Annotated in this window: 9 protein-coding genes and 1 pseudogene; 1 reads left to right on the forward strand and 9 read right to left on the reverse strand. The window is 62.9% G+C overall.

The window, feature by feature from the left end; all coding sequences use genetic code 11:
- The first annotated feature begins 15 nt into the window (after positions 1-15).
- The gene (locus AC1RQP_RS02225) at positions 16-1281 is read left to right on the forward strand and encodes a transposase (RefSeq protein WP_354220558.1); all 1266 of its coding nucleotides are present in this window, start codon (positions 16-18) and stop codon (positions 1279-1281) included.
- 155 nt (positions 1282-1436) lie between these two features.
- Here the strand turns inward: AC1RQP_RS02225 and AC1RQP_RS02230 are convergent, their stop codons facing one another.
- The 9 genes and pseudogenes from AC1RQP_RS02230 to cap2-3 form a co-directional block, all read right to left on the reverse strand.
- Positions 1437-2618 carry a Wadjet anti-phage system protein JetD domain-containing protein gene (locus AC1RQP_RS02230; protein WP_492935764.1) on the reverse strand — a complete coding sequence of 394 codons (1182 nt, stop codon included), beginning with the start codon at positions 2616-2618 and terminating at the stop codon, positions 1437-1439.
- A 2-nt stretch (positions 2619-2620) separates the two neighbouring features.
- The gene (locus AC1RQP_RS02235) at positions 2621-4954 is read right to left on the reverse strand and encodes an SbcC/MukB-like Walker B domain-containing protein (RefSeq protein ID WP_492935765.1); all 2334 of its coding nucleotides are present in this window, start codon (positions 4952-4954) and stop codon (positions 2621-2623) included.
- Between the two features lie 328 nt (positions 4955-5282).
- Positions 5283-6056: pseudogene (locus AC1RQP_RS02240) on the reverse strand (ATP-binding protein); the annotation flags it as partial.
- The gene (locus AC1RQP_RS02245) at positions 6053-6634 is read right to left on the reverse strand and encodes a DUF4194 domain-containing protein (protein WP_354220554.1); all 582 of its coding nucleotides are present in this window, start codon (positions 6632-6634) and stop codon (positions 6053-6055) included. The pseudogene AC1RQP_RS02240 and the gene AC1RQP_RS02245, both read right to left, overlap by 4 nt.
- Positions 6635-6683: 49 nt before the next feature.
- Positions 6684-8198, reverse strand: coding sequence for a Wadjet anti-phage system protein JetA family protein (locus AC1RQP_RS02250; protein WP_492935766.1), 1515 nt, complete (start codon positions 8196-8198; stop codon positions 6684-6686).
- Positions 8199-8432: 234 nt separating this feature from the next.
- Positions 8433-8687: an NnrS family protein gene (locus AC1RQP_RS02255; RefSeq protein WP_492935767.1), complete on the reverse strand. Its 255-nt coding sequence runs from the start codon at positions 8685-8687 to the stop codon at positions 8433-8435.
- A gap of 31 nt (positions 8688-8718) precedes the next feature.
- Positions 8719-10302, reverse strand: a complete 1584-nt coding sequence (locus AC1RQP_RS02260; protein WP_492935768.1) for a hypothetical protein — start codon at positions 10300-10302, stop codon at positions 8719-8721.
- A 125-nt stretch (positions 10303-10427) separates the two neighbouring features.
- Positions 10428-11321, reverse strand: coding sequence for a hypothetical protein (locus AC1RQP_RS02265; RefSeq protein WP_492935769.1), 894 nt, complete (start codon positions 11319-11321; stop codon positions 10428-10430).
- A 61-nt stretch (positions 11322-11382) separates the two neighbouring features.
- The gene (gene cap2-3 / locus AC1RQP_RS02270; RefSeq protein WP_492935770.1) at positions 11383-13695 is read right to left on the reverse strand and encodes an anti-phage 6A-MBL system cap2_3 protein; all 2313 of its coding nucleotides are present in this window, start codon (positions 13693-13695) and stop codon (positions 11383-11385) included.

Below are 13695 nucleotides of genomic sequence, written 5' to 3' on the forward strand. Positions count from 1 at the left end.
GATGTCCGGCGGGCTGTGACCTACTTTCGCGACCTTATTGGCCAGGACGAGTGGAAGAAGCGGCGCAATGCTGCGGCCAATCGCCTGTACGCGGCGTCGCTGGGTCGTGTCGACGAGACCGACCGCGGCAGATATTTCGATGAGTCCGACGCATTCGGCTGGTATCTCTTCCTGGCCGAGGCTTTCATCGATCATGTCTGGAATTTCGAGCCGACGTTCGGATCGCGGGTAGTGCCGGTGTTCAAGGCGATCGGGCGCGGTCTCGATCTGCTTCTTTCGGTCGACGGCGTCGAAGAACGGGCACGTCGCCTGGTCGGCAGTGAACGGCGTCAACCAAATGGCGGGCTCTTCGAGCTGCTCGTCGCATCCGCCTATCGCTCGTCGGGCGCGCGGGTAAAATTCGTACCTGAGCGACGCGGGCTGAGCCGGACATACGATATGGACGTCGAAATCGGCTCGCGCTCCTTCGCGGTCGAGTGCAAGCGCTTGGAAACGAGCCAATACGGCGAACGGGAACGAGCCGCGATGCGCGAGTTATGGCGCCCCAGCGCGGCAGGGTTTTCCCAGAATGAGCAGAGCGCATTTTGCGATGTCCATTTCCGCATCCCTATCGATCGGGTGCCACCCGCTTATCTGACCGAGAAGTCGCTCGAGTGGCTCCGGTCCGACATGCCTTCGCTGCTTTGGAGCGACGATATATCGTATGGCGCGATGGGCGAGCTCGATCTCGATCCGTTGCGCGAGGTTCTCGACGATCACCATGTGCTCGCGTCGAGCTCACGTATGCTGGAGCTGCTCTCGGGCCGCTACGTGAGGCACGCCAATTACATTCAGTTGAGCCGCTTAAAGCTCGCGGAAAACCCGAGATATGTGCGCGAGTGCGATCTTGCCGTGCTGCTCCGTTGGGAATCGGCCTCTCCCGAAGCCATCGATGCCAAGGCCCGCGACATTACGACGAAGCTATCGGAAGCCAGCGACCAACTTCCTGCGGGTCGCCCCGGTATCGTTCACATCGGCTTCGAGGCCGTCGAAGGAGACGATGTAGAGCGCGCCCGACATCGGAAGATCATCGAGCGAGCGCAGGCTTTCGATCCGAGGGGAAAACCTCTGGAGTACGTGTATTGCCATTACTTCGTACCCGAAAGCCCGCCTGACCAGGCGTGGGCGTTCGACGAGACGCTCCAGTGGGTGGGCATCGCGCCGACCGGTCCTCATCCCCTCGGAGAAACCATGCTGATCCTTCCGGCCGAGGGCGTTCGCGAAGGACCTCACTGGCGTTGAGAACGCCAATCTACGTCTAGGATCCGATAAAGACCCCGACGGCACGCGTCGCAAGGCGCTGAAATGGGCCTAACCTTGTTGGGTTGGAATTTCTGCTGATGCGCTAGGACTGAAAGTTGCAAAAAAGCCCGATAGTGGGCCGCCGACAACGCGCTTCATGTATCGCTCGAGAAAGGCACCGGTAGTACTGGATCGAGCTCCTCTTGCTCGAGCGTCTTGGCGCCATCCTTGGCCAAGTACGCCGCCAACGCCGCAATGCCGGAGCCTGGAGGAGACCGCGCAGGCGCGGCCTTCCTCTGCGGTACATGCCCGGATCTTTCAGCGATCTCGACGTTCATCAGATGAGGATAAATTCGGCGGCCGACGGCGCGCTCGATCGTATGGAAGATCCATGTGCCGTCCGGGTCGATGTCCGACCAATGAAAGAGCGGCGTGCGTTCTGATACCATTCCCGCGATCGTCCGCAGCGCCTGTTGGGTGGCGAGCGACGGATACCCGCCCACGTACATCGTCGTTCCGAGCCGACCGGGATCCGCCTCGGCGATGTGCCTGTTGAAGCTTGCGAAGTTTTCGATGGTCAGAAAATAGGTGGGCGGCTTTCGGAAGCGGATGCGATCCGCCTCCTTGGGCGCAATTCCGAGATAATGGAGGTAGGTCCGGGACAGATCGGCTCCCTCCAGATCAATCTGCCCCGAAATCAAAAGAGGTGGAGCGAAACGTTCCAGGCCGATAGTCCGCAGTGCCTCTCTGGGACGGGCGCCGGGCGGAAATTCGAGGATGCCGCCGAGAAGCCGCACGACGACGCCTTCGATGTGTTCCAGCGTCTTGCTATGGCCCACAGTCCTTCGTGAAAACGTCTTGTAATCGACGTCGAGATGCTTGTTGTTCAGGATCGCCTGGGCGAGAGCGAAGCCGTCGCGCAGTTTGTCGACATCGGCCGAGGCGAATCCGTGCCAGCTCTTCCCCCTCCCCCAGGCATCCGTGATCAAGGAGACAGCCCCGACCAGGCGGGCATCTAAAGCGAGGCCTGCGACGAGCCGCGTGCCGGCGTCTTGCGCGAGCCGTCCGGCCGGAACGCGACCAAGATAACCATAGAGGGCGTCGGCCGAGCGGAGCCTGACGTGCGCGATCTGATCCCGCCTGGCGCCCTTCCCCATTCCGAGACCGACCGCGCCCGCCTCGCCGGCGCGCGCAATTTGCTTCAGGAAGGTGTCGGCAGCCACCACGGAAGGAAACGCGTCGTAATCCGGATGCGCGATGGGGCTCGCGGCCCCCCCTTCGTGACGGTCCAAGAGGTCGTTCAGCAATTCGTCGGCATCGGTAAAGCGCGGAGCCATGGCTACTCAGCCGCAAGGCGCGCGGCGAGTTGATCTTCAGACATCAGGTCCGGGTCAATTGCCATCAGTTCGCGCTTGGCCCTTTCCTTCAGCACGACCACGGTTGCTCTCGACTGCTCGCCGATGCGATCCACTTCCACGATGGTGTCCATGTGCTCCAGCACCGCGACCCGCTTTTCGAACGGCGCCGCGATTACGAACTGCAGTCCAAGATTCTTGTAGAAGCTCATCATCTGCCGCTGGTTCTTGCCGTCCATCTTGGAGAAAGCCTCGTCGAACATGGCGAGCGCAAAGCCGGCGGGCTTGCCGGTGCGCCGCTCGGCGCTCCCGTAGACGGCAGCGAGCGAAGCGCCGATGGCGACATAGATCGGCACCTGCTGTTCGGCTCCGGAACCGGTGCCGCGCCGCTGCTCCCAGCGGGTCGACCGGCCTGTGGCGACGTCCTCCATGTGGATCTCGAAAGTGTAGAAGTTGCGGTAGTCTTCGAATTGAGTGAAGTCCTTCGCCGGATCCTCAAGCAGCGCCTCCAGCGCCAAGATCGTGTCCTTGTGGGGGAAGTCGTCGGGGACGTTGCCGCGGAAGAGCATGTCCAATGCCTCCGGAGACGTTTTGCCGATCTCGATGATCTTCAGGATGGGTTGGAATTCCACGACCTGGGTGCGGTGGAACGAGTAGCGCTCGCTGTGGAAGGGGTGGGCCTGAAGGCTGCGGTTCAGCGACTGCAGATCCCGCTCCATCTTTCCGATCCGGGAGGTCAGCGCGTTGATGAACTCGCCGCGCAGCAGCGTCGAAGCCTTCTCGGCCGCCTCGCGCGCCTGCCGTTCGTATCTCCGCAGTTCGTTGGATTCGATGTCCTCGATCAACTGCTCCATCCAAGGCTTCACTTCCTGGAGCGGCTCACTTTCGATGCCGACTTGAGAGCTCGTGCCGAATTCTTCGAAGTATCCGTCCAGGAACTCCCGTACCTGGCGCTCGATCCCCTTACGCTCCGCGTCCGACGAATCGGCATCCTTCAGCGCCTTGTCTGCGATGGAGCGATGCTTCTCGGCTTCGTTCTTTTGAGCGCGCGTATCAAGACGCGACCGGTAGGCGGCGCGGCCCTTCATCGCGGAGTAGAGCGGCCGATTCCTGAGGAAGATCGACCGGGCGACCCTCAAGCTGAGTTCGGAGCCTGGCACGTTTTCTCCGTCGCCCAGCTTTCCTTCGATGAACCGCACCTCGCGGTCGTGCTGGTTGAAAGCCTTCTGCTGCGTCTCCCGCTCGCCGCGGCGGCGTTCCTTCAACTCGAGCTGCACCTTCTTCTTCGCGCGAAGACCGCCGTCGCTGGCGTCGTCTAGGGCCGATAGCCTGGCCTGCACATCTGCCTTCTCGGCCTCGGCGACGGAGAAGGCGGCCGCACACGTCTTCAGGCTGGCGTTCTGGTCGGCGCAAAGCGACCTTAGAGCCGCGAACGCACCGTCGGCCGCCTCCGCCTCCCTCGTCTTCCCGGAAAGCGCGTCCAGCAGCGCATCCGCCTGGTCCTGCAGCGCGCGGAGCGCGTTCGCCTGGGCGGCCTTGCCGATCTTGTGCTGCGCAGGGTCGATCGAGCGATGGGTACGCACCAAACCGTCGTCATAGAGGCCGTCCTTCATGATGGCGCGGCCCGGCTTGTTGAATTGTTCGAGCGTATCGGCCAGGCGTACGGAACCGTAGCGCCGCATGATGAACGACAACGCATCCGGATCATCCGTACGGAAGATCGAAGGAAACGTTCCACGATCCGGCTTGGCCTTGAACTGCTCCAGCTTGTTGAGGCTGACCAGCGAGGTTTTCCGGAATTCGCGGCGACCTTCCTTGAACATCGCCGTCGCAGCGCCGATGTCCGGTCGGTCGACGAACACCGCATCCCGGTCGCGGCCGAGAAGCGCTTCGGCGGCCCCCACCCATTCGGGCTCGGTCACCTCGATCAGTTCGCACAGCACACGCGGCGCCATTCCCCTTTGCCGAAGTCTGAGACACAGCTTGTCGGTGTCCGGTTCGAGATGCGCGCGCGCCCCTCCGGATGCGTGCTGGCTGATACGCTCGAGCAGTTCGCCGCGCTGGGCCCGTAGTTTCGACGTCTCGGCCATGATGGCCTGTCTCGCTTCGTCGACCCTGGCCGACCACGTCGGCGCCGACGACAAGAATACCTGCTCGGCCGCCGAGAGGTCGTCGGATACGGCGCGAATTTCGACGTTCTTGGCTGCGCCGAGGAGCTTCTCGACCGCGGGAATGAAGTCGTCGAAGCCGCAGCCATACATGGCGACCAACGGACGGAGCCGTTGTATACTCTCGACCCGGCTCCGGAACTCGGACATAGCCCTCTGTGCAGCCTGATCGGCCATCATGGCGCTCTGAGCCAATTCCTTCCTGCCGGATTTCAGATCGTGTTCCGCGATCGCCGTCGTGAGGCGCTCGATTTCCTTGTCGATGGCCTTGACGTCCGCGTCGATGAAAGCGAGCTCGGCGGTCGCCGTGGCCCTGCGCCTTTTCGTCGCCCAGCTTGGCCCGGAAGTCGCGATTCGCAGCCCTAGCCGCCAGCCAGTTGGCTCGCCTGGCGATCCATTCCTCGCGGAATTTCGTCTCGAGGACCGCCTCCATCCTCGTCAGGATCGCCCGCAGTTCCTTCAAGGCGTCGAGCTTCTCCCTCATCTTCCTGATGGTCTCGCTGATGTTGCGGTAGGTCTGGATCGACTCACGCAGCTCCTTGATGCCGATACGGCTGTCTTCCAGAATGTAGTCTCGGACGAACTGCGTGGCGGTCTGGTTATGGTCAAGGGTCATCGCGTTCACGATGGACTTCTGCAACGCGCTGGCATTCTGCTCGCCGTACGGCGCGTGTGGTACCAGATGGCGCATGTATTCGCGCACGTAGTCGCCGGCCCGATCCCGGTGATTGATGAAATTCTGCTCGCCCACGGAGGCGATTATCCGGGCGCGGACGTCCTCCCATTGCGCCGGAAATTGCCGCGCCCCGCGACGCTCGATGAAGTTCTCCGTGGTCAGCAGAGTGCCGACGACGACGAAGAGCGCGAGCACCGTCTCCTTGCTATCGGACTTTCGCGCCTCAAAAGCCATGCCGATCGTGACCGGCGGTCGCTCCCCGTCGGTATCCTCAAATCCGAGCGCAACGTAGGTTCGGGCCTCATCGCGACGGCGCTGGTCTTCGCCGAGCGTGCCGAGGCAGTAGTCGACGACGGATCTCTTGGATCCACTGCGGGACTTTCCGCTATCTCCGGCGACGGCGTTCAGCCGCAGGAAACGCCGGTTGCCGCCAGTGAGAACGACCTGCGCCATGTCGAGGATGGTCGACTTGCCGGACCTGTTCTCGCCCAGCACCCCAATGTGGCCGGCAACAGCGATGTCGGCGACGTCGAACAGGTGCCAGTTCACCATGGCAAGGTGTCGCAATTCCATCATGCCTCGCCTCCAGCGTCCCGCGGAAAGCGGGCTTCCTCGCTGCGGACGTAGCGCTCCAGTCTGTGCAGGGCGTCGCCGCCGCTGATCAGCTTGATCATGGGGCGGATCCGGACCTCGCAGTCCTGCTGCTCGTTATCGAAGTCTCCGATCTCGACCAGGCTGCGCTGGCCAGCCTCTCTGAGGATGTCGCGGAAGCGCTGACCGGAGATGGCGCTGCCGCCGTTGGGCTGCACCATCTCCCGATAGCGGTCGAAAAGATCGTTGAGGGTGGCGACGACCACCGCCCGGTCTTCCATCGCGCCGGCGTTGATCTCCTGCTGCCAGTACGCGGCGAGAACCAGCATCACGATGGTTTCGTCCAGTTTCATCCGCGGCAGCGGCACGTCTTCGTCCATGGCGACGATGCCGGCCCATTGCGCTTCCGGATCGCGATGGACGCGATAGCCGCAAGTGTCGAAGAAGCCGTCGACCGCGTCGCGGAAGCGCCCGTCCATGATCGTGTTGTAGACGGTGCCGGTTCGGGGATCGCCCGCGAACACGAACTGCCGGCGCAGCAGGAAGTGCAAGGCCTTGCGCAAATCGGCGGCCTTATCGGCACCCGCCGAGCGCTCGATATTTTCGAACTCGCTAAGCATGCGCTTCTCCCTTGCGGACGCCGCCGCGCCGGATCACGAAATTCGCGCATCTGAGCCATTCGCTGTCGTGCGGCGGAGTATCGAGCGACGGCTCGAGGTCGAAACTGCCGGCGACATGCGCCGGCACTTCACCGGTCAGGGCGTACCGGCGCGCGGTGTCGAACGCGAGGAAGTCGTCGACCGTCGCGATTTCGAGGAAGCGCGCCTCCCTGGTTCCGAAGGGCGGGACCTGTCCCTCGAGGAACCTGCGGACGTCCTCCGGACGCGGCGCAACGCGCGCGATGTACTCGAGCCGGAGTTGCTTGCGCAGTTCGTAAAGGGGATCGGACGGCGGTCCGGCGAGCTCCCTTGCCTCGACGGGGCGGCGCGGCTGCCTCGTCGGCGCCTGGTGATGCTCCGACCACGGCGAGCGCAGCGGCTCGACGCTCCACTCGACGGTCGCCTTGTCGTGCTTGCCATCGCGCAGCAGGGCATCGAGGCGCCGCACCAAATCGCCAGCCCGTCCGACGAGTCCCTGGGCTCCGCGTTCGGCGTACTTGATCGTGTTGCGGACCCGGGCCTCGAGCTGCCTGCGGAAGGTCTCGATCCGATCGAACATCTCGCCGATCTGCTCGAAGATGTTTTCGATGGCCAAAAGATCGTCCGCGGCGGCCATTCGCCCGTCCTCGACATCGGATGCCATACTGGCGGCCACGTATTCCTCGGCGAGCACCTGCATTGTTTCCGGGGTGTAGGAGATCCGTCGGGCGAGGTCGACGATGGCGTCGCGGAATCGGTAGGGATGGTTGACGGTCAGGATGGACTCGAAGTCCTTCAGCAAGAGTTGGTCGACAAACTCTTCGAAGAAGGCCTCCAGGCGAGTGCCCACGGTCTTCGATTCCATCACCGTCCGGCGGATGCGCTTGAGGTCGGCGAGAATGGCCCGCAGGCTCTTGGTGAACTGGTCGGCCTGGTTGCGCGCCTCTCGGACAGCGAGTGCGGCTTCGCGCTGCTTGCGGTCGGTGATCTCAGGCTTGAGTTTTTCGACGGCCTCGAGGTTGAGGCGGATCTGGACGATCAAGCCGCCAAACCGCTGCGAGAGGTCCTTGTTGAGACTCGCCAAGCGCTGGATGACCAAGAGAGGTCCCATCGCCATGTCGACGGTGACCCGGAGGCCGTATTCCTCCTCCTCGAGCCATCCCCAGGCGACTAGCCGGGCGTAGAGTTGCCGTGCCAAGCCGAGGGCTTTGTCGCCCTTCTCGGAGGCGAACGCGACATCCACCTTACGGATGCGGCGGCGGCCCGCCGAGATCATTTCCGGTAGCGCGCCAAAATCGTCACCCTCGTTCCACAACGCAGGGTTCGCTCGCATGACGTCATAGACGGCGTGGACAACCTGTTGAGGTGTCGGAAACGCCGGCGCACCCGAAAAGAAGCGCTCATGGAGGTCGAGCAGACACGCCGCATACAGGTGCTTGTGATCGCGCGAAAAGGCCAGAAACGCGTCGTCGTGTAAGTGGCGGAACAAGGACAATGGACGCCGCTCCTTGGACCGACTTCATCGCGATGGATTCGTCGAGTCGGCCCCTTAAACTAATGATATGCTGGGTAATATTGCTACTGAGGGAGGTTCGAAAGAGTGCAACCAGAGCATTAGTTCTTACTATGTTCCAATATAGCGTCCAACTCCCGGGGTTGTCGAGGCTCCGAAAGTCGCACGCGCCTCCCGCAGCGGCTGACGCCCCCATTCATGTAGGCGCCGCTATGGCATCATGTCCTGCGTAGGGCCCCCCGAATTCGATTCACGGAGCGGATGCCTCAGTAGCGGGAAGAAGCCGATCAGCCAGGTCAGAAATGCAAGTGACCAAAGCGATGCGCTGAGCGCATAGTGTGCCCCGAGCAGGAACGGTGCCGCTCCGGTCTCGGGCAAGATCTTGACGAGCCCGGCCGCGAGCATCAGCGCGAATTCCGCTCGCCGGGCGAGCGGGGTGCGGATTTGGGGGCGCCCCCCCCGCATAGGATCGACCTAGGCCGGCATAAGATGACCATCATCGGCGCAAACGGGCCGCGAAGCGCTGAAGCGTAACCCGATCGCCATCGGTCATCAGAAAGCCGCGTGATGGATAGTCTTCCGTGCCTCCATGAAGGACCCGTCGATCGTCGATCTGCGAAACCAGGTAGGCGAAAGGTGGATTGAAGCGTCGAAGCGGCCAGCCGGAGGCCGCATGCAATTCTTCCGCATCGACAGTCCCGGTCCCAGATTTGTCGAGAGCAAGATCGACGAGCGCAACCACGTCCGTTTCGGGGGTGCTTTGCCCGGTATGGGGATCGAACGTGATAAAAAGCTCTGCGGTGGTGAACATCCGCGGAAGCCGCGTGGAAATCATCGAGTTCGTTCTCAGATAGCCATCGCTTTCGAGCTCGGCGACGGCAAACGCCAAATCGTCGATGTTGGATTCCGGAAACGCCTCGATGAGGTCTTGCTCGGGAATGAAGCAGTCGAAGCCCTTTTGGGATTGTTCCGATACCCACAATCCTATCCGAATCGCCAATGGCCCGAGTTCGCCGATCTTCAGCTCGGACTTCTTCTTTGCTGGCGGCGCGATCAGCGGAATGCTCAGCCTGTCTTTAGCCGGCGGCGGAGCTCCGCCTGCAGCGAGCCATCCGTCGAGACCGTCGATCACCAACTGACCAATCGCGGCGAATTCCAGGATGTCGTCGCCGACCAAAGGCACGGTTTCGCCCAGTCGGGCCTCAGCGGCATGTTCGGCGAACTTCGCGTCGGCCACGCCGAGATTGTGTCCGATGACATGCCGCTTCTGGATGTTCAGCGTCAGGACGGCAAGAGCGTCGGCCGTCAGAGTTCCGAACGGATCGAAGTCGAACTCGGCGAAGCGCTTGCGGCCGCGCTCGATGTTCTGGAAGTCGTTGGCGACCGGCTTCGTCGCCGCGACATCGGGCGGCCGAGTGGTCGCCTTGTACAGGTATACCGTCTTTAAGGTCGCTTCGAAGGCCGTCAGTACGTCTTCATGCGCATTGCCCATCATCCTGTATGCGAGTTCATGCCTTTCCGAGCCGAGTTGGCCCGCGAGCTCCACCTGCTCCCGGACGAGCGCGATTTCCCGCGCAAAGTGCAAGTGAATGTTCGGCGCTCCGCAATCCGGACAGAACAAGGAAATGGCGTAGACGCCGTAGTCCCGGCCGCACTCGTCGCATACCAACTCGCGGAGAAGATCGTTTCGAGCGAACCGCGGTGCGGGTTTGGGCGACGGCCGTGTGCCAGTCGTCACCTTGAAAAATTTGTTGCCAGCGTTCTTCCGGGCGAGGTCATCGAACATGCCATGGATTGCCGCCGCGGCGTCGGCGTGAAAGGCATGAGCGACGATTTCCTTGGCAGCCGCGAGGTCGTCGGGATGCGTAAAGTTCTCGTCGTCGTCCAGAACGCCGCTATACGGACAGACTGTGCCTGGCGTACCGGGTGCGTGCGTCATGCGAGACGTCAAGGCCTCGGGTAGGGTGAAATCCGATACTCGATCGCCCAGAAGAAAGAGGCGCGGATGTGCGTCTTCGTTGGGTGAATACCGGTACACCCGGCCATCCGGCGTCTTCGGTAGCGGAATGCCAAGCGTCAAGTTGTTGCCAGAGCCACCCGTCTTATACTTCTCCAAATTCCGCAAGCGCATGAGTCCACCTCGGATAGTTGATATTGAGCCGATGGATCGACGCGAGGAGATGCATCTCCTCCTCGCGTCTGAGATCATGATTCCCCGCCTTCCGAGCGAGCCCGCCGAGACCTGGTTTCGCCGGTCGCGGTCGATGCCCGCCGCGTACGTTTTGCGGATGAGGCCGCCGCGGGCCGGGCGGCAGCCGGCACCTCAAGCGTGTCGCAGCACGCCAGCAGGGCCCGCGCGAACTGATCGCCGGCGTCCCGAACCCACTCGTCGCGTACGACGGTAAACCAGGCCGTCAATGCGACCAGATCGACGCAGATCGCTCCGATCGCTGCGGGCTTAATGGCCGCCAACGCCGTGAGAAGTGACGACATCGAGAAACTGGACACGGCTGGGATGATGTTGTCGTAGCGCCAGACGACGGTGAGAACTGAAATCAGAAGAGCCGCCAAGCAGGCAGCGACCCCTATCGGTTTCAATCCGCGCAGGTTCCGGCGAAAACCATATTCGGCATTCTCCTTCTCGACGAGCGGATAGGCCTTTCCACGGCAACGCTCCTGAAGCCACTTCACCCCCGATGCGTACATGGCGTCCGCGGCCTTCGGATCCGCCCTCTCCTGTTCCGGGCTTGGCGTAACGAACAATGGCACATTCTTCGCGAAGAACGCATGGTATCGGGCCAACACCGGCGGCGGCAGATGCTCTTCCCGATGGCGCAGCCAGATCGTCGATGGCCAACCTCGCCATTCAGCCAGGAGCCGCTTCTCCACCTTCTTGCCGCGCGATCTGCTCAGGACGCTCAAGCCATACAAGAGCCCGCAGGATGTCGCGATGGTCACCAGCGTGGCGCCCCAGCTCGAGGTGACCAGCCGAGGAAACCACGCGATCGCAGTGAGGATGATCGGAAACAGCGTGAGCAAGCCCGGAAACAGGCGAGCCTGTCGTGAATAGGGATCGAAGAGCTTCGAAATGTCGATCATCGGATCGCCCCTGTACAGTCGTGGCTCCTGGCCGGCGACAGGTCTGGAGATCTCGGATCCATCATCTTGCCACCTTGACTACGGCGCTGTGCGAGCTGGCGGCCCCGGACAAGGCTTCAGCGGTGAAATGGACGTATCCAGCCGGCGTATGGATCAGCATCAGCAGCGGAAAATACTGGCGGATCGAAAGCAGAGCGGCGGTCTTCACGTCCTTCCTGGACGGGCCGCTTGGGACGAGATGATTGTGCCAGGTCCCGAGCGCGTAGAGTGCGCCACCAGATCCTTCGATTAGATCTTCCAGCATGGGCCCCAGTCCCTCGGTGCCCAGCACGAACTCGTCGCGCGAGAATTTGCTGTCGGGCGGCGCGGGCATGGTGCCTACGACGTGGAAGACGTTGGCGACGTCCGAATATCGGCCGACGATGATGCCGCCCGTCTCCGAGCCACGGCGCGCAGCGACCTCTCGCCGGATCGTGTCGTCGACCTCCGGACTAAGGCGCACGACGCTGTCCGTGCCGTCGCCTACGACGATGCGCGGCCGTATAACCTTGCGATGCCATATCTGGTTCAGCCCATCGGCCGCCAAACTGCCGACCAGCACCTCGCCGGTCTCGGGAAGACCGTCGCGTTGGAGCCGGCGAATATGCTCGGACATCGGCGCCGCGAACGAGGACAAGCGGCCGTCCGACAGCGGCATCGTGATGGCCGCGCAGCCCTGACCGATCGCGATAGCTTCGGCCTGCGTGTTGAAGACCTCGTTCCTGAGGGTGGGATCCGAATGGATCAGGCGATAGGCCTCGCAGATCAGATCGGTCGCCGACGGGTTGGCCGCCGGCCCCTCCACCGACATCAGGCCGACGCTTCCGATGCCCAGCATGCATGCCTCGACCACCCGGGGCCGGTCGACCGTGACTCCAGGCAAGACCAGCGCCTCGCGCACGCTTGCGGAGCCGGTCGTATTGACTACGGCAAAGCTGTCTCGGGCGACCAAAGGGGTGATCGATTGGTCGTCGAATGCGCGCGCGACGACGTCCACGACGTGCGGCACCGTCGGCTGCTTGAGGGTCGCGAGTGCCTCGGCCAGGTAGTGCGCCTTTGGAATGGACCAGAAGCTTTCGACTTTCGTGTCGGAGGGAAGCGTGGCGTAGCGCGCGAAATTGTGAGGTTGCAAGATGCCGTCGTCGATGAGGGCCGCGGGTCCCCGTCCGGACCTGGCGAGATGAACTGCGAGTTTGGATCCGATGCTTCCGCAGCCGAGGAGCGTCCACGGACGCAGCGCCTGCCCGTCGTCGCCCGCAGCGCGTCGCAGCAATTCGGGGGATACCTCATCTCGGTGCGTGGCGGTTCTGACCAGCTTGCCGCTGCCTGACGAGAGCGCCTCGCCGCCGCGCAATTCCACGACGTAGGGGCATATCTCGACCGGCGAAGTCGTGCCGATCACCTCGAACGGGCGGCGCGCCAACAGAATGACGGCTATCGGCTGCTTCTCCTTCAATTTCGATTGCGAAACCCGCTCCTGCAGGATCGCGAGCTTCGGCTCCAGGAATTCGCGGCAGCCCAGCTCGGCCGCCCGCTTCAAGAGCTCGTCAATCGTCGTGACCGTTTCCGGAAGATAGCGATCCGCCACGAACGGCCGACCGGTCGGGAGCTTTCCCGACCACGCGACCAAGGCATTGGTGATGCCTCTTCTCCCTCGGGCACCGACCGGCTCGAACCACCACTGGTCGGCCATTTCCGGTCGCAGCGGCAACTTTTCACCTTGCGGAACCTCCATGCGATAGGTGACTAGATCGCCGCGATCGGGGGCGTAGTACCAGGCCGCGAAGGCAGCGCAGCCGCCGTCGCGGGTGGGCAGACCCGTCAACCAGGTCGGATCCGCGACGATCACGTCGTCGATCCCGTCCCGCCGCACCGGCTCCCAACCGTGCTCCGGATCGATCAGCTGCGCCATCGCGGCCTTGTCCAGCCAGTCGACCAGTTGTTCGAAAAGGCCGCCTATTCCGCGAACGCGCAGTACCTCACGCGGGGAACCTGCGACGAGACACGGTTCGGGTGGACCGCCATTCCTCAAGGGCTGAATGTGAGGATGGGTGCGATTGAAGTCCGCGCGCAGGCGGATAAGCGGCGCCCCCAAGGGATATCCTGCCGTGAAGATGAACGTTACGGGCTCGACCGCGCGGACGCCCGACGGGCTCTCGCCCGCGGCCCTCCACGCGTTCGGGAGTTCGGTCCGGATCTCCACGATGGCCCGGACGGCGTCGCTTCCTTCGATCCGTTCGGCGGTCACCCGTTCGACGGACGGGTGAGCCTCAATGAGGCGCAGCGCCCGTCGGACGGGTATGGGAATGTCGTCTGCCGCGGAGATCGCCGCCAT

Source organism: Bradyrhizobium sp. GW821-FHT13H06 (assembly GCF_058803975.1).

Excerpts from the sequence above, each read along its gene's own strand:
- AC1RQP_RS02230 (WP_492935764.1), bottom strand. The coding sequence starts at position 2,618 with ATGGCTCCGCGCTTTACCGATGCCGACGAATTGCTGAACGACCTCTTG.
- AC1RQP_RS02235 (WP_492935765.1), bottom strand. The coding sequence starts at position 4,954 with ATGTCCGAGTTCCGGAGCCGGGTCGAGAGTATACAACGGCTCCGTCCG.
- AC1RQP_RS02255 (WP_492935767.1), bottom strand. The coding sequence starts at position 8,687 with ATGCGGGGGGGGCGCCCCCAAATCCGCACCCCGCTCGCCCGGCGAGCG.
- AC1RQP_RS02265 (WP_492935769.1), bottom strand. The coding sequence starts at position 11,321 with ATGATCGACATTTCGAAGCTCTTCGATCCCTATTCACGACAGGCTCGC.
- cap2-3 (WP_492935770.1), bottom strand. The coding sequence starts at position 13,695 with ATGGCGGCGATCTCCGCGGCAGACGACATTCCCATACCCGTCCGACGG.